Source organism: Pantoea sp. JV6, assembly GCF_025910055.1.
In the GTDB taxonomy this organism is placed as follows: domain Bacteria; phylum Pseudomonadota; class Gammaproteobacteria; order Enterobacterales; family Enterobacteriaceae; genus Pantoea; species Pantoea agglomerans.
Window position 1 is genome coordinate 40,970 of the sequence record NZ_JAPCIM010000023.1, and the last position, 19,016, is coordinate 59,985.

17 protein-coding genes are annotated in these 19,016 nt (G+C 56.6%); 13 read left to right on the forward strand and 4 right to left on the reverse strand.

Going from position 1 to position 19,016, the window contains the following annotated elements:
• Positions 1 to 6: 6 nt before the first annotated feature.
• The 5 genes from ubiI (at position 7) to OK412_RS21305 (ending at position 6,913) form a co-directional block, all read left to right on the forward strand.
• Positions 7 to 1,209 carry an FAD-dependent 2-octaprenylphenol hydroxylase gene (gene ubiI / locus OK412_RS21285; RefSeq protein ID WP_010671056.1) on the forward strand — a complete coding sequence of 401 codons (1,203 nt, stop codon included), beginning with the start codon at positions 7 to 9 and terminating at the stop codon, positions 1,207 to 1,209.
• Positions 1,210 to 1,641: 432 nt separating this feature from the next.
• Entirely contained in the window at positions 1,642 to 2,739 is a 1,098-nt protein-coding gene (gcvT, locus tag OK412_RS21290) for a glycine cleavage system aminomethyltransferase GcvT (protein ID WP_010248804.1), read from the forward strand.
• Between the two features lie 23 nt (positions 2,740 to 2,762).
• On the forward strand, positions 2,763 to 3,149 hold the full coding sequence (gcvH, locus tag OK412_RS21295) for a glycine cleavage system protein GcvH (protein WP_010248802.1): 387 nt from the start codon (positions 2,763 to 2,765) through the stop codon (positions 3,147 to 3,149).
• 80 nt (positions 3,150 to 3,229) lie between these two features.
• The gene (gcvP, locus tag OK412_RS21300) at positions 3,230 to 6,103 is read left to right on the forward strand and encodes an aminomethyl-transferring glycine dehydrogenase (protein WP_010248800.1); all 2,874 of its coding nucleotides are present in this window, start codon (positions 3,230 to 3,232) and stop codon (positions 6,101 to 6,103) included.
• A 66-nt stretch (positions 6,104 to 6,169) separates the two neighbouring features.
• The gene (locus OK412_RS21305) at positions 6,170 to 6,913 is read left to right on the forward strand and encodes an SDR family oxidoreductase (protein ID WP_264353524.1); all 744 of its coding nucleotides are present in this window, start codon (positions 6,170 to 6,172) and stop codon (positions 6,911 to 6,913) included.
• Positions 6,914 to 6,943: 30 nt separating this feature from the next.
• Here OK412_RS21305 and OK412_RS21310 read toward each other — a convergent pair whose 3' ends face one another.
• A complete protein-coding gene (locus tag OK412_RS21310; RefSeq protein WP_264353525.1) occupies positions 6,944 to 8,383 on the reverse strand; it encodes a 6-phospho-beta-glucosidase in 1,440 nt (479 codons plus the stop codon).
• A gap of 115 nt (positions 8,384 to 8,498) precedes the next feature.
• Positions 8,499 to 9,218 (reverse strand): MurR/RpiR family transcriptional regulator, encoded by a 720-nt coding sequence (locus OK412_RS21315; protein ID WP_010248792.1) that lies wholly within the window; start codon positions 9,216 to 9,218, stop codon positions 8,499 to 8,501.
• Between the two features lie 169 nt (positions 9,219 to 9,387).
• Here OK412_RS21315 and trhA point away from each other — a divergent pair, with 169 nt between their 5' ends.
• The gene (trhA, locus tag OK412_RS21320) at positions 9,388 to 10,053 is read left to right on the forward strand and encodes a PAQR family membrane homeostasis protein TrhA (protein ID WP_010671052.1); all 666 of its coding nucleotides are present in this window, start codon (positions 9,388 to 9,390) and stop codon (positions 10,051 to 10,053) included.
• A gap of 61 nt (positions 10,054 to 10,114) precedes the next feature.
• Here trhA and ygfZ read toward each other — a convergent pair whose 3' ends face one another.
• Entirely contained in the window at positions 10,115 to 11,101 is a 987-nt protein-coding gene (ygfZ, locus tag OK412_RS21325) for a tRNA-modifying protein YgfZ (protein WP_010671051.1), read from the reverse strand.
• Positions 11,102 to 11,327: 226 nt separating this feature from the next.
• Between ygfZ and sdhE the strand changes: the two genes are divergently transcribed.
• Positions 11,328 to 11,594 (forward strand): FAD assembly factor SdhE, encoded by a 267-nt coding sequence (gene sdhE, locus OK412_RS21330; RefSeq protein WP_010248781.1) that lies wholly within the window; start codon positions 11,328 to 11,330, stop codon positions 11,592 to 11,594.
• Entirely contained in the window at positions 11,569 to 11,979 is a 411-nt protein-coding gene (locus tag OK412_RS21335) for a protein YgfX (RefSeq protein WP_010671050.1), read from the forward strand. Before sdhE ends, OK412_RS21335 begins: the two co-directional genes overlap by 26 nt.
• Before the next feature lie 128 nt (positions 11,980 to 12,107).
• Here the strand turns inward: OK412_RS21335 and fldB are convergent, their stop codons facing one another.
• Complete coding sequence (gene fldB, locus OK412_RS21340) at positions 12,108 to 12,626, reverse strand: flavodoxin FldB (protein ID WP_010248777.1); 519 nt, start codon at positions 12,624 to 12,626, stop codon at positions 12,108 to 12,110.
• Positions 12,627 to 12,728: 102 nt separating this feature from the next.
• On the opposite strand from fldB, the gene xerD reads away from it, so the two are divergent.
• The 5 genes from xerD to lysS all read left to right on the forward strand — a co-directional run bounded on the left by xerD (position 12,729) and on the right by lysS (position 18,953).
• A complete protein-coding gene (gene xerD / locus OK412_RS21345) occupies positions 12,729 to 13,622 on the forward strand; it encodes a site-specific tyrosine recombinase XerD (RefSeq protein ID WP_010248689.1) in 894 nt (297 codons plus the stop codon).
• Positions 13,623 to 13,642: 20 nt separating this feature from the next.
• Complete coding sequence (dsbC, locus tag OK412_RS21350; protein ID WP_010671049.1) at positions 13,643 to 14,356, forward strand: bifunctional protein-disulfide isomerase/oxidoreductase DsbC; 714 nt, start codon at positions 13,643 to 13,645, stop codon at positions 14,354 to 14,356.
• 3 nt (positions 14,357 to 14,359) lie between these two features.
• Positions 14,360 to 16,093: a single-stranded-DNA-specific exonuclease RecJ gene (recJ, locus tag OK412_RS21355; RefSeq protein ID WP_010671048.1), complete on the forward strand. Its 1,734-nt coding sequence runs from the start codon at positions 14,360 to 14,362 to the stop codon at positions 16,091 to 16,093.
• A gap of 231 nt (positions 16,094 to 16,324) precedes the next feature.
• Positions 16,325 to 17,423 (forward strand): peptide chain release factor 2 gene (gene prfB / locus OK412_RS21360; RefSeq protein WP_099257461.1). Its coding sequence is split into 2 segments (ribosomal slippage): positions 16,325 to 16,399 and positions 16,401 to 17,423, totalling 1,098 coding nucleotides; the frame shifts between segments, so codons are not numbered across the junction.
• Between the two features lie 9 nt (positions 17,424 to 17,432).
• Positions 17,433 to 18,953: a lysine--tRNA ligase gene (lysS, locus tag OK412_RS21365; protein ID WP_264353526.1), complete on the forward strand. Its 1,521-nt coding sequence runs from the start codon at positions 17,433 to 17,435 to the stop codon at positions 18,951 to 18,953.
• Positions 18,954 to 19,016: the final 63 nt, after the last annotated feature.

Sequence of the window (19,016 nt, forward strand, 5' to 3'; positions counted from 1 at the left end):
GCTCAGATGCAAACTTTTGATGTGGTGATTGCCGGTGGCGGTATGGTGGGACTGGCGGTGGCCTGCGGCTTGCAGGGTAGCGGACTGCGCATCGCCGTACTGGAAAAATCACCGGAGCCACCGCTGGCGCTGAGTGCGTCACCGTCAGTTCGCGTGTCGGCAATCAATGCCGCCAGCGAACGGCTGCTGCAGAAGCTGGATGTCTGGTCGACCATTCTCTCGCTGCGCGCCAGCGCTTATCACGGCATGGAAGTATGGGATAAGGACAGCTTCGGCTCCATCGCCTTTGATGATGAGCAGCAGGGCCTGTCGCATCTGGGACATATCATCGAAAACCCGGTGATCCACAATGCGCTCTGGCAACGTGCCAGCGCCTGCAGCGACGTGACGATAATGGCACCTTCGCAGTTACAGCAGGTCGCGTTTGGTGACAACGAAGCCTTTGTTACCCTGCAGGATGGCAGCATGCTAAGTGCGCGATTAATGATTGCCGCTGACGGCGCTAACTCCTGGCTGCGCAACAAAGCCGATATCCCGCTGACCTTCTGGGATTACGATCACCATGCGTTAGTGGCTAATGTCCGCACTGAGAAGCCGCACGACGCAGTAGCGCGCCAGGTGTTCCACGGCGACGGCATTCTGGCTTTCCTGCCGATGCAGGATCCGCATCTCAGTTCCATCGTCTGGTCGCTCTCGCCGCAGGAAGCGAGCCGTCTGGAAACCATGCCGGAAGCGCTGTTCAATCAGCAGCTCTCGGTGGCGTTTGATATGCGGCTCGGCCTGTGCCAGCTGGAAAGCGAGCGCAAATCGTTTCCGCTGGTGGCGCGCTATGCCCGCAACTTCGCGGCACACCGTCTGGCGCTGGTGGGCGATGCGGCTCACACCATTCATCCGCTGGCGGGTCAGGGCGTTAACCTTGGGTTTATGGATGCCGCCGAGCTGATCGGTGAGATTCGCCGCCTGCATCAGCAGGGCAAAGATATTGGTCAGCACCTCTATCTGCGACGCTATGAGCGCAGCCGTAAGCACAGCGCCGCAATGATGCTGGCGGGAATGCAGGGCTTCCGTGAAATGTTCGCAGGCAATAATCCGGCGAAAAAATTGCTGCGCGACGTGGGTCTGAAACTGGCTGACCGCCTGCCGGGTGTTAAACCCATGATGCTGAAGCAGGCGATGGGCCTGAATGATCTGCCCGCCTGGCTACGCTAAATCTGCCCTTCTGTTAAGCCAGCTTCTGCTGGCTTTTTTTATGCCTGACACCGCGCTGCACCACAAAAAGGCAACGCTGCACCAGCAGAGGTCTTCGTTTGATTTATTCTAATTTTGCGGGCGAATTCGCATTACTTTTTCTCATTCTTCTGTCCACTGGGCGCGGGATTTTTTTAACATCCTGAATGCCATCCCGCATAAATTTGCTGCGTATATTTAAATCCCCTGCATTTATTGCGCGATTAATCACAAAATTGCAGTTTTATATCCTGTTGGCAGCCGTTCCTGGTTAGGCTGTGCCTCTGCTTTCGACCCCGGTTTGCTTATGGTTAATCGTCAGATTCGGTGGTAACGTCAGCCCTAAGAGAACGTTTGCGTCGGCACTGAATTCCGGCGCACTTTTGCACTTACTCGCTTCTGCACAGGATGGTTATGACTCAGCAAACACCTCTGTTTGAACAGCATCAGGCCTGCGGTGCCCGCATGGTGGATTTTCATGGCTGGATGATGCCGCTGCACTATGGCTCCCAGATGGATGAACATCATGTAGTGCGCACCGACGCCGGTATGTTTGATGTCTCTCACATGACCATCGTCGACCTGACAGGCCCGCGTACCCGTGAATTCCTGCGCTACCTGCTGGCAAATGATGTGGCAAAACTGACCCAGCCAGGCAAAGCGCTCTACACCGGGATGCTGAATGCCTCGGGTGGCGTCATTGACGATTTGATTGTTTACTTTATGAGCGAAGAGTTCTTCCGCCTGGTGGTGAACTCTGCCACCCGTGAAAACGATCTCGCCTGGATCACGCAACACGCGCAGGGCTATGGCATTACGCTGACGGAGCGCGACGACCTGGCGCTGATTGCCGTGCAGGGTCCGCAGGCGCAGCAGAAGGCTCAGACGCTGTTCAGCGAGGAGCAACGTCAGGCCGTTGCCGGCATGAAGCCATTTTTCGGCGTGCAGTCAGGAGACCTGTTTATCGCCACCACCGGCTATACCGGCGAAGCGGGATATGAGATTGCTATGCCTGCAGAGGAGGCGGCCGATTTCTGGCAGCGTCTGCTGGCTGCTGGCGTTAAACCTGCCGGACTGGGCGCACGTGACACGCTGCGTCTGGAAGCGGGTATGAATCTGTATGGTCAGGAGATGGATGAAGGCGTTTCACCGCTGGCTGCCAACATGGGCTGGACGGTCTGCTGGGAACCTGCTGACCGCGATTTCATCGGCCGGGAAGCGCTGGAACTGCAGCGTGAACGCGGTACCGAAAAGCTGGTAGGACTCATCCTCACAGAAAAAGGGGTGCTGCGTAACGGCTTGCCGGTGCGTTTCACCGATGACCAGGGGCAGCCGCAGGAGGGGATCATCACCAGTGGCTCTTTCTCTCCGACGCTGGGTTGCAGCATCGCCCTGGCGCGCGTACCGGCCTCAGTCGGCAGCACCGCCATCGTTGAGATCCGTAACCGCCAGATGCCGGTCCAGGTTACCCGTCCCGTTTTTGTCCGCGCCGGTAAACCGGTCGCTCAGTAAATTTTATTCAGGAGAAATGGCCAATGAGCAATGTGCCGAATACGTTGAAGTACCGCGACAGCCACGAGTGGGTGCGCAAAGAAGAAGATGGCAGCTACACCGTGGGTATCACTGAACACGCGCAGGAGTTACTGGGCGACATGGTGTTTGTCGATCTGCCGGAAGTGGGCGCGACGTTTGCCGCCGGTGAAGAGTGCGCGGTCGCGGAATCCGTTAAAGCGGCTTCAGATATCTATGCGCCGATCAGCGGTGAGATTGTGGCGGTCAACGAAGCACTGACTGACTCACCGGAGCAGGTCAACAGCGAGCCTTATGAAGGCGGCTGGTTATTCAAAATCAAAGCCAGCGACGCGTCTGAAATCGACACGCTGCTGGATGCAGATGCTTACAAAGCCTCCATCGACGAGTAGTCGTCAGGCGGCCTCACACTGAGGCCGCAGATTTATGTTTGCTCTCCGGTTCCCCCAGCCCGATTCAGGATTTACTGCTAATGACTCAGACTCTCAGCCAGCTTGAACACAACGGTGCATTCATTGAGCGCCATATCGGTCCTTCACCTGAGCAGCAGGCGCAGATGCTTGACGCTATTGGTGCCCGTTCGCTGGAAGCGTTAATCAGCACGATTGTGCCGGCAGACATTCAGCTGCCTGGCCCGCCAGCGGTTGGCGAAGCCGCCACTGAACAGCAGGCTCTGGCCGAACTGAAAGCGATTGCCAGCCAGAATCTGCGTTACAAATCCTGGATCGGTATGGGATACAGCGCGGTGATCACCCCGCCGGTCATCCTGCGTAATATGCTGGAGAATCCGGGCTGGTATACCGCCTATACCCCGTATCAGCCCGAGGTCTCCCAGGGCCGTCTGGAAGCGCTGCTCAACTTCCAGCAACTGACGCTGGATCTCACCGGCATGGATATCGCGTCTGCCTCACTGCTGGACGAAGCGACCGCTGCCGCTGAAGCGATGGCGATGGCAAAACGCGTAAGTAAGCTCAAAAATGCCAATAAATTCTTCATTGCCGATGATATCCATCCGCAGACGCTGGATGTGGTCCGCACCCGTGCGGAGACGTTCGGTTTCGAACTGATTATTGATAGCGCGGACAAAGCGCCCGATCATGACGACCTGTTTGGTGTGCTGCTGCAACAGGTGGGCACCACCGGCGAAGCGCACGATTACAGCGCGCTGATTGCCGGACTGAAAGCCCGCAAAGTAGTGGTCAGCGTGGCGGCGGACTTTATGTCGCTGGTGTTACTGGAAGCGCCAGGCAAACAGGGTGCAGACATTGTCTTTGGTTCAGCTCAGCGCTTCGGCGTGCCAATGGGCTACGGCGGCCCTCACGCGGCCTTTTTCGCCAGCCGCGACGAGCATAAGCGCTCTATGCCAGGCCGTATCATTGGTGTTTCACGTGATGCGGCGGGCAACACGGCGCTGCGTATGGCGATGCAGACCCGCGAACAACATATCCGCCGTGAAAAGGCCAACTCCAACATCTGTACGTCGCAGGTGCTGCTGGCAAACATCGCCGGTCTCTATGCGGTGTTCCACGGCCCGGCGGGCCTGAAACGCATTGCCTCACGCATTCATCGCTTCACCAACATTCTGGCGGCTGGGCTGCAACAGGGCGGCCTGAAGCTGCGCCATCAGCACTGGTTCGATACGCTGACGGTGGAAGTGGCGGATAAAGCCGCTGTGCTGAATCGCGCCCTGAGCTTTGGCGTTAACCTGCGTAGCGACATCCATAACGCCGTGGGCATCACGCTGGATGAAACCACCTGCCGCGAAGATATTCTGGCGCTGTTTGCCATTCTGCTGGGTGATGAACACGGTCAGGACCTGGAAAAGCTCGACAGCGAAGTGGCCAGCGAGAGCCACGCGATTCCTGCTGGCCTGCAACGCCACAGCGAGATCCTGACCCATCCGGTGTTCAACCGTCATCACAGCGAAACCGAGATGATGCGCTACATGCACAGCCTGGAGAAAAAGGATCTGGCGCTGAATCAGGCGATGATCCCGCTGGGCTCCTGCACCATGAAGCTCAATGCCGCGGCAGAAATGATCCCGATCACCTGGCCGGAATTTGCGGAGCTGCATCCATTCTGCCCGGCTGAACAGGCTTCCGGCTATCTGCAGATGATCGGCCAGCTTTCGCAGTGGCTGGTGCAGCTCACCGGCTATGATGCGCTCTGTATGCAGCCAAACTCCGGCGCGCAGGGGGAATATGCCGGACTGCTGGCGATCCGCCGTTATCACGAAAGCCGTGGCGAGGGCGATCGTCATCTCTGCCTGATCCCAAGCTCGGCGCACGGGACTAACCCGGCCTCAGCCCAGATGGCGGGCATGGACGTGGTGGTGGTGGCCTGCGATAAACAGGGCAACATCGACCTTGGCGACCTGCGTGAAAAAGCGGCTCAGGCGGGCGACAAACTCTCCTGCATCATGGTGACTTACCCGTCAACCCACGGCGTTTATGAAGAGACCATTCGCGAAGTGTGCCAGATCGTGCATCAGTATGGCGGTCAGGTTTATCTGGATGGCGCGAACATGAATGCGCAGGTCGGCATCACCACGCCTGGCTATATCGGCGCGGATGTCTCGCACCTGAATCTGCATAAAACCTTCTGCATTCCGCACGGCGGCGGTGGTCCGGGTATGGGACCGATTGGCGTCAAAGCGCACCTGGCCCCGTTTGTGCCAGGACACAGCGTGGTGCAGATTGACGGTGTGCTGACGCAGCAGGGCGCCGTATCCGCAGCGCCGTTTGGCAGTGCATCCATTCTGCCAATCAGCTGGATGTACATTCGCATGATGGGCGCGGAAGGGCTGAAACAGGCCAGCTCGGTCGCGATTCTGAATGCCAACTATATTGCCCGCCGGCTGCAGTCTGCCTATCCGGTGCTCTACACCGGCCGTGATGGTCGCGTGGCGCATGAATGTATTCTCGACATCCGTCCGCTGAAAGAGCAGACCGGCATCAGTGAGCTGGATATTGCTAAGCGCCTGATCGATTACGGATTCCACGCACCAACGATGTCCTTCCCGGTGGCGGGCACCCTGATGGTGGAGCCGACCGAATCGGAAAGCAAAATCGAACTGGATCGCTTTATCGACGCGATGCTGGCGATCCGCATGGAGATTGATCGGGTGACGTCAGGTGAATGGCCGCTGGATGACAATCCACTGGTTAATGCGCCGCATACTCAGCTGGAAATCGTCAGTGAGTGGTCACATCCTTATAGCCGCGAACTCGCAGTCTTCCCGGCGGGCAGCCACAACAAATACTGGCCGACGGTAAAACGTCTGGATGATGTGTTTGGCGACCGTAATCTTTTCTGCTCCTGCGTGCCGATGAGCGACTATCAGTAATTTCCCCGCAGGCAAACGTTAACCATAAAGGGCCGATTCGTCGGCCCTTTGTACTGGAGAATCAGCATGAAACTGGCACTGGTTACGGGGGGCAGCCGCGGTATCGGGCGGGCCACAGCGCTGTTACTGGCCGCCCGGGGTTATCGGGTTGCGGTGAACTACCGTCAGCGCGAAGCGGAAGCTCAACAGGTGGTGGCGCAGATCCAGCAGCAGGGCGGTGAAGCCTTTGCTATTCAGGCAGATATCAGTGATGAAGCCCAGGTGATGGCGATGTTTGCGCAGCTCGACCAGCAGTCCGAACCGCTGGCGTTGCTGGTGAACAACGCCGGGATTTTGTTTCAGCAGTGTCGCACCGAGCAGCTGGATGCGGCACGCCTGCACAAGGTCTTTGCCACCAACGTGATTGGGTCTTTTCTCTGCTGTCGTGAGGCGGTTAAGCGGATGGGCACGCATCACGGCGGCCAGGGCGGCTCCATTGTCAACGTCTCATCAGCAGCGTCGCGTACCGGTGCGCCTGGCGAATATGTCGATTACGCCGCTTCAAAAGGGGCGATGGACACGCTGACCAGAGGATTGTCGCTGGAAGTGGCGCAGCAGGGGATTCGGGTCAACGGCGTACGTCCGGGATTCATCTATACAGAGATGCATGCCGATGGCGGAGAGCCAGGCAGAGTGGACAGGCTTGCCAGCGTGATCCCGATGGGACGCGGCGGTGAAGCAGAAGAGGTGGCGGAAGCGATCGTCTGGCTGGCCAGCGACGCGGCCTCTTACGTCACCGGCAGCATCATTGACGCTGCCGGTGGGCGTTAACTCACTTCGCCGCTGATGCGGCGTGATGACTTACAGGTTTTCGCCGTTACTGGCGATAACCTGCTGATACCAGCTGAAACTCTTTTTCTTCCCACGAGAAAAATCGCCGCTGCCATCATCGTTTTTATTCACATGAATAAAGCCGTAACGTTTGTCGTACTGGCCGGTGGTAAACGAGACGCAATCGAGGCAGCCCCACGGCGTATAGCCCATTAATTCAACACCATCGTACGCCACGGCTTTCTTCATCTCTTCAATATGCGCACGCAGATAGTCGATGCGGTAATCATCTTCAATTACGCCACTGGCGTTTGGCTTATCGATAGCACCAAAGCCGTTTTCAACAATAAACAGCGGCTTCTGGTAACGCTCATACAGCTCGTTCATGGCGTAGCGCAGACCAACCGGATCGATCTGCCAGCCCCAGTCGGACGCTTTCACATGCGGGTTTTTCACCACACCTTCAAAGCCGGTGATCGGATCGTCAACGCCGCTGGCATCGGTTTTCACCGCGTTGCTCATGTAGTAGCTGAAACCGACATAGTCTGCATAGCCCTGGCGCAGCGTCTCGGCATCATCCGCTTCCATCTGAATGTCGTAACCCTTGCGCGCCCACTCTTTCAGGGTGTAGGCCGGATAGTAGCCGCGCATCTGCACGTCACTGAACACATAGCGCTGATGCATCGATTCCTGCGCCAGCACCACATCGTCCGGGTGGCAGGAGAAGGGATAGACCGGCACCATGGCGATCATGCAGCCAATCTGAAAGTCAGGATTGATGTCGTGGCCGAGTTTCACCACTTTTGCACTGGCAACAAACTGGTGGTGCATCACCTGATACATCGCCTGTTCAGGTTTCTCATGTTCGGTAAAGATCACGCCTGAACAGCAGTAACCAAACAGCGGATACTGCCAGTTACGCTGGTTGTTGATCTCATTGAAAGTCATCCAGTATTTCACTTTGTTTTTATAGCGGTTCAGCACCACTTCGCTGAAGCGCACAAAGAAGTCGACCACTTTGCGGTTGTGCCAGCCGCCATACTCTTTGACCAGGTGATAAGGCATTTCGAAGTGCGAAAGGGTGATGACCGGTTCAATGCCATACTTCAGCAGTTCATCAAACAGGTCGTCATAGAATTGCAGGCCCGCTTCGTTGGGCTGTTGCTCGTCACCGTTAGGGAAGATACGGGTCCAGGCAATCGAGGTGCGGAAACATTTGAAGCCCATCTCGGCAAACAGCGCGACATCCTGTTTGTAGTGGGAGTAAAACTCCACACCCTTGTGGTTCGGGTAGAAATGACCCGGCTGCACGCCGTCGGTGATCACCCGGTCAACGCCGTGTGAACCGCCGGTCATCACGTCAGCAATGCTGACGCCTTTGCCGCCCTGATCCCAGCCGCCTTCAACCTGATGCGCTGCCACCGCTCCGCCCCAAAGAAAGCCTTTTGGTAACTGCAATTCTGCACTCATGCTTCACCCCATTACGGATATTGAAATTGAGCTGAGTGTAGCAAGGCAATAATGAAAGTCACGATATAACAGCGCGGCAATAATTGCGTTTGTTACATCCAAAAAACAGGCTGTTTTATTTCCCCAGCTGGCGGCCGATTGCTTCAATAATATAGGTCACTGGCACCTGAGTCGTAATGTCGGAATTGTCCGCCATACGGATGATGGGCACATGGTAGCAGAGGTTGAAATCACCGATCTTCGCCAGTGAGCAGCTCTCCGTGTTGGTTATCGCAATGATTTTGCACTTATTCAGGCTGAACTGGCTGGCAATGCGCAGGATCTCTTCCGTTTCGCCGGAGACCGATAAAATAATGGCAATGGCGTTTTCATAGAGATCGGGACTGACCGGATAATAGGGATCGTCAATCGCGTGGCTGAATTTACCGAGGTTAGAGAAAAAGCGTGCGCCATATTTTGCCAGGCTGCCGGAGGTGCCGACGCCAATAAAGAAGACCCGCTCAGCCTGATTAATCTTCTGCGCGGCCTCAGCGATGAGCTGTTCAAACTCCGGATTATTGATGCTCTTAAAAAAGCTCAGCATTTCACTGACGCCCGCCGTGTTGAGCATTGGCGCACTCTGCTGTTCGTTTAAGCGCAGGCGGATGCGGAATTCCGACCAGCCTTCACAGCCCATCTTGCGACAGAAACGCAGCACGGTGGTGGTGGAGACACCAGCCTGCTCAGCCAGCTCGCGGATCGTCATGTAGCTGACGCCTTCGCGGTGCTTAATGATGAACTGATAGACCTGCATTTCCAGATCGTTAAGGCGGGCGAGATCGCTATGCGAAAACATGAATGACTCATTGAACAGTTGACTGGCGGCCAGTTTACCAGATTCATCACCCGGTTTAAGGGATAGTGAATTTCACCAGGATAATTTTAGCGTACAAGTGTACACTGAAAAAAGTGTTGGCTACGCTGGATAACGATATCACTGCTATGGAGCTGATCAGGAACCTGTTATGACCCCCACACTCTCTCACAAACATCAACACGCTGCGGGCTATTCGTTCGCCGAGGAAATTGCCAACAGTATCAGTCACGGTCTTGGCTGCCTGTTCGGTATCGTCGGACTGGTGCTGATGCTCAATCAGGCAACGGAGAGGCAGGCCGACACCCTCACTTTTATCAGTTACAGCCTCTATGGTGGCAGCATGATCCTGCTGTTTCTGGCCTCGACGCTCTATCACGCTATTCCGGCTGGCCCGGCCAGACCCTGGCTGAAAAAGTTTGATCACTGCGCCATCTATCTGCTGATTGCCGGCACCTATACGCCGTTTCTGCTGGTCGCGCTGAGGACGCCGCTGGCGTATGGATTAATGGCGGTGATCTGGGGGCTGGCGCTGGCCGGTATTCTGTTCAAGCTCACGATTGCGCATCGCTTTAAAGCGCTGTCGCTGGTGACCTATCTCTGTATGGGGTGGCTGTCGCTGATTGTGGTTTATCAGCTGGCGATGATCCTGCCGTCGGGCTGCATCTGGCTGCTTGCCACAGGCGGGATTATCTATTCGCTGGGGGTGATTTTCTATGTGGCACGCCGTATTCCGTTTAATCACGCCATCTGGCATCTGTTCGTGCTGGGTGGGAGTCTCTGCCACTTCTGCGCTATCTACTTTTATGTGCGCTGAATTGAGCCTGCTCTGAATTGTGGCACTGGCCCTTCCCTTAGCGGAAGGGCCATACGCTCAATCAGCTTTCATCCAGCGAGTAGGGCAGTGGCTGAATGGTCAGATGTCCGCCTTCATCGCCTTCCACCCGCAGCACGCTGTCCGGCTCCAGATCGTTATTCATCACGACCTGAATCCAGCTAATCCCGTCATCTAATTGCACCGCAGCCAGCACGCTGCCGGTTCGACGCCAGCGTTCACCCATCTGCAACTCCAGCGGGGCATTGGCTTCGGGCAGATGACTTGCCTGACCCGCCAGCCAGTAGAGCGCGCGTTTATTGGCGCCACGATATTTCGCCCGGGCCACCATCTCCTGACCGGCATAACACCCTTTTTTAAAGCTGATAGCATCCAGCGCCTGCAGGTTGGTGGCCTGCGGAATAAACTGCACGCTGGTGGCAGGATCGATCACCGGAATGCCCGCTTCAATATCCAGCGCCAGCCACTGCTGACTGTCATTAAACTGTGCATCGTCATTGAGCTTCTGCTTCAGCGCTTCTGCCTGGGCCAGCGAAGTGACAATCAGAAAACGTTCGGCCGGATGGGCAAACCACAGCAGCGTGGTTTCTCCCTGCTGCACCACCGGTTTTTCGCTGTCGGGCAGGCTATCAAACAGATTTTCCAGCGCGGCGCGCGCCTGGAAACCGGCCACGCCCAGCAATACTGACTCATCATCAGCCACCATCGTTACTTTCGAAAACACGGCGTATTTCTTTAACTCGGGCAGCTGGGTGTCGCGCAGCTCACGACGGATCAGATAAGCATAGCCTTCACCGCGATGGAACAGGCGCATATTGCTCCACATTTTGCCTTTAGCATCGCAGTGTGCGGCGAGCGAATGGTGGTCGGCATCCAGCGCGGCGACATCCAGCGTTAACTGACCCTGCAGGTAAGAGGTGCTGTCGGCACCAGTAATAGAAACCAGCGCCCAGCTATCCAGTGACATCAGGGTTAACGGCAGACGAGACGACGCGGCAGGCTGGCGCGGCGGTAAAGTAAATGTGGGCATGGAGATATCCTGTATAAGAAGGTTCATCCGGAATAATATCTTCAATGTTAAAAGAGCCGACTGGCAATGCAACCTGTTTACGGAAAACGGCGCACAAAAGGCGCGATAACCCTGAAAAGATCCAGCCTGAAATGTGGCAGGTTGCACAGCATGCGACGCTGCGCCTGCGAGCGGCATTAAACCAGGTTACACTAGGCGCCACGTTGTAAATTGTGGAAATTGATGCATGGATATTAATGATAAATCACGCATTCAGTGGGCCTGCCGTCGCGGCATGCTGGAACTGGATGTGGCTATTATGCCGTTCTTCAAATTTGAGTATGAGACGCTGAGCGACACCGATAAGCAGGTCTTTGTGGATTTGCTAAAGAGTGACGATCCCGATCTGTTTAACTGGCTGATGAATCACGGTGAGCCAAAGGATCCGGAGCTTAAGCGGATGGTGAACCTGATCCAGCAGCGTAACCATGCTCGCGGCCCGGTGGCAATGTAAGCTACGCCCCTCTCGTCTGGCGTGCGGGTTAGTCTGCGCCTGGCTGATAGCAGCCGTGACTGGCGTGGTGCTGATGACGCTGCCTGCAGGCGGCTGGCTGGTTAAAGCGCCGATTATTCTGCTGTTGCTGGCTGAGGGCTGGCGCAGCGTTTGGCGATTGATTCAACGGCACGGTACGTTACAGCGGGAAAGCGTCCATTGCTGGATCTGGCAGGGAAAACGCTGGCGGCCAACTCAGCCACTTCGCTGGTTACCCGTTGGCGTGCTGCTGGTGGCGAAGAGCGAACAGGGTGCCACGCTGCGCTGGTGGCTGATGCAGGACAATATGCAGCCTGGCGAATGGCGGGCGTTACGCGCCTGCTGCTTCAGCCCGGCGCGGCATTAATGGCAGCAGTGCAGGCAAGAGCGTCTGAAGCCGTTCATCTGCCTGCACTGTGGTTCAATAATGACAGGCAAGAGCGATTAAAGCCGCTCACCTGTTCATGCCAGGGTTCGACACCGGCAGAAGGGCCGTCAGAGCAGTCCTGCGGTTTCGGTTAACACCTGTTCGCACCACTGCTCAACGCGCTCATCGGTGACCTCGAACTGATTCACATCATCAAGCGCCAGACCCACAAACTGCGAGCCATCTGCACTCAGCGGTTTCGGGCTGGTGAACTCATAGCCTTCAAGCGGCCAGTAGCCAACAAAACGTACTCCCATCGGCTGCAGCAAATCGTGCAGCATGCCGAGCGCATCTAAAAACCACTCGCCATAGCCAATCTGATCGCCCATGCCATACAGTGCGACAATCTTGTTTTGCAGATTCAGCGCGGGCAACTGCGGCCAGATCGCCTCCCAGTCCTCCTGCAACTCACCGAAATCCCAGGTCGGGATGCCCATGATCAGCAAGTCGTACTGCTCCATCAGGCGCGGGTCGTCATCTTTCACGTTATGCAGCGTCACTAACTCTTCGCCAATAAAATCGCGAATTTTCTCCGCTACGATTTCGGTGTAACAGGTACTGGAACCGTAAAAAAGACCGATTTTCATGCAGATAACACTCTGTAAATACTGACTTTGGCGCAATTGTACCAGAAGCGCTGCTGAATCAGGCATAATGAGCATGATTTTACACCAGACGGCGGAGATAACGTGCAGGACAGCGATCTGACAGAACAGTTTCTTGATGCGCTCTGGATTGAACGCAATCTGGCGCAGAACACTCTCTCCTCTTATCGCCAGGACCTCCAGACGCTGACCGGATGGCTGGCACATCATCAGCTGACGCTGCTTAGCGTGGCGCCGCTGGATCTGCAGCAGTTTCTGGCTGAACGGCTGGAGGGAGGCTACAAGGCGACCAGCTCAGCGCGGCTGCTCAGCGCCATGCGTCGCCTGTTCCAGTATCTTTACCGCGAAAAGCTGCGCCCGGACGATCCCAGCGCGCTGCTGTCAGCCCCAAAACTGCCGCAGCGTTTACCGAAAGATCTCAGTGAGGCACAGGTCGAGCGGCTGTTGCAGGCACCGAATATCGATATCCCGCTGGAGTTGCGCGATAAAGCGATGCTGGAGCTGCTCTACGCCACGGGCCTGCGCGTCTCCGAACTGATTGGCCTGACGCTCAGCGACATCAGCCTGCGCCAGGGCGTTGTCCGGGTTATCGGTAAAGGGGATAAAGAGCGGCTGGTGCCTTTAGGTGAAGAAGCGGTTTACTGGCTGGAGCAATATATGGAACATGGTCGTCCGTGGCTGCTCAACGGTCAGACGCTGGACGTGATGTTTCCCAGTAATCGGGCGCAGCAGATGACGCGCCAGACCTTCTGGCATCGCATCAAGCATTACGCCACGCTGGCGGGGATCGACAGCGAAAAGTTATCACCGCATGTGATGCGCCATGCCTTTGCGACCCATCTGCTGAACCACGGTGCCGATCTGCGTGTCGTACAGATGCTGCTGGGACACAGCGATCTCTCCACCACCCAAATTTATACGCACGTCGCCACTGAGCGCCTGCGTCAGTTGCATCAACAACACCATCCGCGGGCCTGACCGCGGCGATAAGGACAAAAATGAACAAGCATTTTGCCATGCTGGCTCTTTTAGCCAGCGCCTTTTCCGGTCTCGCACAGGCCGATGACAGCGCCATTCAGCAATCACTTAAAAAGCTCGGTCTGAACCAGACAGAAATTAGCCCGTCACCGCTGCCGGGTTTTAAAACCGTGCTGTCAGAAAGCGGCGTGCTCTACGTGACCGACGACGGCAAACATATGATCCAGGGTCCACTCTATGACGTCAGCGGCAAACAGCCGGTCAACGTCACTAACCAGCTGCTGGACAAAAAAGTCGAGGCGCTGGTGCCGGAGATGATCGTCTACAAAGCGCCTAAAGAGCAGCACGTGATCACGGTCTTCACCGACATCACCTGTGGCTACTGTCACAAGCTGCACGAGCAGATGGCGGACTACAATGCGCTGGGCATCACCGTGCGCTACCTGGCGTTTCCGCGTGAAGGGCTGAACGGTCAGATTGAACCGGCGATGAAAGCGATCTGGTGCAGCGCTGACCGCAATAAAGCGTTTGATGAGGCAATGAAAGGCAATGCGCCGAAGATGGCCGCACCAGACAGCTGCAAAATCGATATTGCCCAGCACTATAAACTTGGCGTGCTGTTCGGCATTCAGGGCACGCCCGCGATGCTGACTGACAGCGGCATGATGATCCCAGGTTATCAGTCGCCGCAGGAGCTGAAGCAGGTGCTGGACAATCAGAAGCGTGGTGGTTAATCGGTGGTAAAACAGGATGTGGAACTCCGTCGCCGTGAGGTGACGGTTGATGATGCGCTTCCGGCGACGCTGCCGCCGCTGCTGAAACGACTCTATCTGCAACGCGGCGTGCGCGACGCGGCAGAGCTGGAGCGCGGGGCGAAAAACCTGCTGCCGTACCAGTCCTTAAGCGGGATTGAGAGCGCAGTGGAACTGCTGCATCAGGCGCTGCTGGATGGGCGTCGCATTATGGTGGTGGGCGACTTTGATGCCGATGGCGCGACCAGTACCGCGCTGACGGTCATGGCGCTGCGCAGCATGGGCGGCGGCAACGTGCAGTATCTGGTGCCTAACCGCTTTGAAGATGGTTATGGCCTCAGCCCTGAAGTGGTTGAGCAGGCGCGGGCGCGCGGCGCGGCGATGATCCTGACCGTCGACAACGGCATCTCCTCCCACGCCGGCGTTGAATGTGCCCATCAGCACGGGATTCCGGTGCTGATTACCGACCACCACCTGCCGGGCGAGACCTTACCGGCCGCTGAGGCGATCGTTAATCCCAATCTGCCGGACTGCAACTTTCCCTCACGTGCACTGGCGGGCGTGGGCGTTGCGTTCTATCTGATGCTGGCGCTGCGCGCCCATCTGCGCACCCAGGGCTGGTTTGGTGCCACCCGCACCGAACCCAATCTTGCAGAGATGCTGGATCTGGTGGCGCTCGGCACGGTTGCCGACGTGGTGCCGCTCGACGTCAACAACCGCATTCTGGTGTGGCAGGGACTCAGCCGCATCCGGGCCGGAAAATGCCGGCCAGGCATCCGGGCGCTGCTGGAGATTGCTAATCGCGATGCGCGTCAGATGGCGGCCAGCGATCTCGGCTTTGCGCTGGGGCCACGGCTCAATGCCGCAGGCCGGCTCGACGATATGTCGGTGGGCGTGGCGCTGTTAATGACTGAGGATCTCAGTCAGGCACGGATGTTAGCCAGTGAGCTGGACGCGCTGAACCAGACGCGCAAAGAGATAGAGCAGGGCATGCAGAGCGAAGCGCTGGCGCTGTGCCAGGCGCTGGAGCGTGAGCAGAGCGATCTGCCGCTGGGGCTGGCTTTTTATCATCCCGAATGGCATCAGGGGGTGGTGGGGATCCTCGCCTCCCGTCTGAAAGAGCGTTTCCATCGTCCGGTGATTGCCTTTGCGCCGGCGGGCGACGGCACGCTGAAAGGCTCAGGCCGCTCAATTGCTGGTTTGCATCTGCGTGACGCGCTGGAGCGTCTGGATACGCTGAATCCCGGCCTGATGCTGAAGTTTGGCGGTCATGCCATGGCGGCAGGCTTATCACTGGAAACCGCACGCTACGAGGAGTTTCGTCAGCGCTTTGCCGATCTGGTCGGTGAGTGGCTGGATGGCGAATCTCTGCAGGGCATCATCTGGTCAGATGGTGCGTTGCAGCCGCAGGAGTTTTCGCTGCAGACCGCTGAGATGCTGCGCGAAGCGGGCCCCTGGGGCCAGGCGTTCCCGGAACCCGCTTTTGACGGAAAATTTAAGCTGCTGCAACAGCGGCTGGTGGGCGAGCGACATCTGAAAGTGATGGTCGAACCGCTGGACGGCGGTCCGCTGATCGACGGGATCGCCTTTAATGTCGATACCACCCTGTGGCCCGACAGCAGCATTCGTCAGGTCGAGCTGGCCTATAAGCTGGATATCAATGAGTATCGCGGTAACCGCTCGGTACAGCTGATCATTGACCATATCTGGCCGCTTTGATTTTTATAAGGCGCGCGCGTCTCCGGTCACGGCAGAGGCGCGTCAGCCTGTTTTTTCCCTGCGTTAACCTGCTGTGCGAGCGGTTGTCGTCGCAGCCCGATAAGCAAATGCAACGCGTCACGCCGCCCCGGCATCAGCCCGCTGTCTCAGCGCTACAATCTGCCGCCAGTTTCGGGTAAACTTGTGCGTTAAATTTCCTGTCCCATCGAACATAAGAAAGACGCTAAAGCCATGTTTGAAATCAACCCGGTCAAAAACCGTATTCAGGACCTCAGTGAGCGCAGCGACGTTCTTCGGGGGTATCTTTGACTACGATGCCAAGAAAGAACGCCTCGAAGAAGTAAACGCCGAGCTGGAACAGCCCGATGTCTGGAACGAACCTGAGCGTGCTCAGGCGCTGGGCAAAGAGCGCTCCTCGCTGGAAGCGATCGTGCAGACGCTGGATCAGATGTCGCAGGGCCTGGAAGATGTGCAGGGTCTGCTTGAACTGGCGGTAGAAGCGGAAGACGAAGAGACTTTCGACGAAGCGGTTGCCGAGCTGGATGTCCTTGAGGGCAAGCTGGGCGAGCTGGAATTCCGCCGCATGTTCTCTGGCGAGTATGACAGCGCCGACTGCTACATCGATCTGCAGGCGGGTTCCGGCGGCACCGAAGCGCAGGACTGGGCCAGCATGCTGATGCGTATGTATCTGCGTTGGGCTGAAGCCAAAGGCTTCAAAACCGAAATTATCGAAGAGTCTGAAGGTGAAGTTGCAGGCATTAAATCTGTGACCATTCGCGTGTCAGGCGACTACGCCTTTGGCTGGTTACGTACAGAAACGGGCGTGCATCGCCTGGTGCGTAAGAGCCCGTTTGACTCCGGCGGCCGTCGTCACACCTCATTCAGCTCCGCCTTTATCTATCCGGAAGTGGATGACGATATTGATATCGACATCAACCCGGCCGATCTGCGCATTGACGTCTATCGCGCGTCAGGGGCGGGCGGCCAGCACGTTAACCGGACGGAATCTGCGGTACGTATTACCCATATTCCAACCGGTACCGTCACCCAGTGTCAGAATGACCGTTCTCAGCACAAGAACAAAGATCAGGCGATGAAGCAGATGAAAGCGAAGCTGTACGAGCTTGAGATGCAGAAGAAAAACGCTGAGAAACAGGCGCTGGAGGACAACAAGTCCGACATCGGCTGGGGAAGTCAGATCCGTTCTTACGTTCTCGATGATGCACGCATCAAAGATCTGCGCACCGGCGTAGAGACGCGTAACACCCAGGCGGTGCTGGACGGCGACCTGGATCGATTCATTGAAGCTAGTTTAAAAGCAGGGTTATAAGGAACCGACATGTCTGAACAACAACCGCAGAGCGCTGATGCCGCCGTTGAGTTAAATAACGAACTGAAAGCGCGTCGCGAAAAGCTGAGCGTGCTGCGTGCAAATGGCGTGGCGTTTCCTAACGATTTTCGTCGTGACAGTCTCTCAAACCAGCTGCATGAGAGCTATGGCGAGAAGAGCAACGAAGAGCTTGAAGATCTCGGCATCGAAGTCAGTGTTGCCGGACGTATGATGACCCGTCGTATCATGGGTAAAGCCTCTTTCGTGACCCTGCAGGATGTGGGTGGCCGGATTCAGCTTTACGTCTCGCGTGACGATCTGGCTGAAGGCATCTACAACGAGCAGTTCAAAAAGTGGGATCTCGGCGATATCCTGGGCGCGCGCGGCAAACTGTTCAAAACCAAAACCGGCGAACTGTCGATTCACTGTTCTGAACTGCGCCTGCTGACCAAAGCACTGCGTCCGCTGCCGGACAAGTTCCACGGCCTGGCCGATCAGGAAACGCGCTACCGTCAGCGTTACCTTGATCTCATCGCCAACGAGGAGTCGCGCAACACCTTCAGAATTCGTTCGCAGATCATGGCCGGTATTCGCCAGTTCATGGTGGGCCGCGACTTTATGGAAGTGGAAACCCCGATGATGCAGGTGATCCCTGGCGGCGCGTCTGCGCGTCCGTTCATCACCCATCACAATGCGCTGGATATCGACATGTATCTGCGTATCGCTCCAGAGCTTTATCTGAAGCGTCTGGTGGTGGGCGGATTCGATCGCGTGTTCGAGATCAACCGTAACTTCCGCAACGAAGGTATTTCGCCACGTCATAACCCAGAGTTCACCATGATGGAACTCTATATGGCTTATGCGGATTACAAAGATCTGATCGAGCTGACCGAAAGCCTGTTCCGTACGCTGGCGCAGGATGTGCTGGGCAGCACCGTGGTGCCTTACGGCGAGCAGGAGTTTGATTTCGGTAAGCCGTTTGAAAAACTGACCATGCGTGAAGCGATCAAGAAATACCGTCCGGAAACGGATCTGGCCGATCTGGAAGACTTTGATAAAGCGGTGGCGATTGCTCAATCACTGCACATCAAGGTTGAGAAAAGCTGGGGTATGGGCCGTGTCGTAACCGAAATCTTCGAAGAGACCGCAGAAGCGCATCTGATTCAGCCGACCTTCATCACTGAATATCCGGCTGAAGTCTCTCCGCTGGCCCGTCGTAACGACGAGAACCCGGAAATCACCGATCGCTTTGAGTTCTTCATTGGCGGTCGTGAAATCGGTAACGGCTTCTCCGAGCTGAACGATGCGGAAGATCAGGCTGAGCGTTTCCTGCAGCAGGTGAATGCCAAAGATGCTGGCGACGACGAAGCGATGTTCTACGACGAAGACTATGTCACCGCACTGGAGCACGGTCTGCCGCCAACCGCCGGTCTGGGTATCGGTATTGACCGTATGGTGATGCTGTTTACCAACAGCCACACTATCCGCGATGTGATTCTGTTCCCGGCACTGCGTCCAGGCAGCAAGTAATCGTTATGAGTCGCTGTCAGGCCTGATCTTCAGGCCTGACAGCGTGATGACAAAGCCGAATCA

Coding starts and splice junctions, on each gene's coding strand:
- ubiI (WP_010671056.1), top strand. CDS start 7: ATGCAAACTTTTGATGTGGTGATTGCCGGTGGCGGTATGGTGGGACTG.
- gcvT (WP_010248804.1), top strand. CDS start 1,642: ATGACTCAGCAAACACCTCTGTTTGAACAGCATCAGGCCTGCGGTGCC.
- gcvH (WP_010248802.1), top strand. CDS start 2,763: ATGAGCAATGTGCCGAATACGTTGAAGTACCGCGACAGCCACGAGTGG.
- gcvP (WP_010248800.1), top strand. CDS start 3,230: ATGACTCAGACTCTCAGCCAGCTTGAACACAACGGTGCATTCATTGAG.
- OK412_RS21305 (WP_264353524.1), top strand. CDS start 6,170: ATGAAACTGGCACTGGTTACGGGGGGCAGCCGCGGTATCGGGCGGGCC.
- OK412_RS21310 (WP_264353525.1), bottom strand. CDS start 8,383: ATGAGTGCAGAATTGCAGTTACCAAAAGGCTTTCTTTGGGGCGGAGCG.
- OK412_RS21315 (WP_010248792.1), bottom strand. CDS start 9,218: ATGTTTTCGCATAGCGATCTCGCCCGCCTTAACGATCTGGAAATGCAG.
- trhA (WP_010671052.1), top strand. CDS start 9,388: ATGACCCCCACACTCTCTCACAAACATCAACACGCTGCGGGCTATTCG.
- ygfZ (WP_010671051.1), bottom strand. CDS start 11,101: ATGCCCACATTTACTTTACCGCCGCGCCAGCCTGCCGCGTCGTCTCGT.
- sdhE (WP_010248781.1), top strand. CDS start 11,328: ATGGATATTAATGATAAATCACGCATTCAGTGGGCCTGCCGTCGCGGC.
- OK412_RS21335 (WP_010671050.1), top strand. CDS start 11,569: ATGCTCGCGGCCCGGTGGCAATGTAAGCTACGCCCCTCTCGTCTGGCG.
- fldB (WP_010248777.1), bottom strand. CDS start 12,626: ATGAAAATCGGTCTTTTTTACGGTTCCAGTACCTGTTACACCGAAATC.
- dsbC (WP_010671049.1), top strand. CDS start 13,643: ATGAACAAGCATTTTGCCATGCTGGCTCTTTTAGCCAGCGCCTTTTCC.
- lysS (WP_264353526.1), top strand. CDS start 17,433: ATGTCTGAACAACAACCGCAGAGCGCTGATGCCGCCGTTGAGTTAAAT.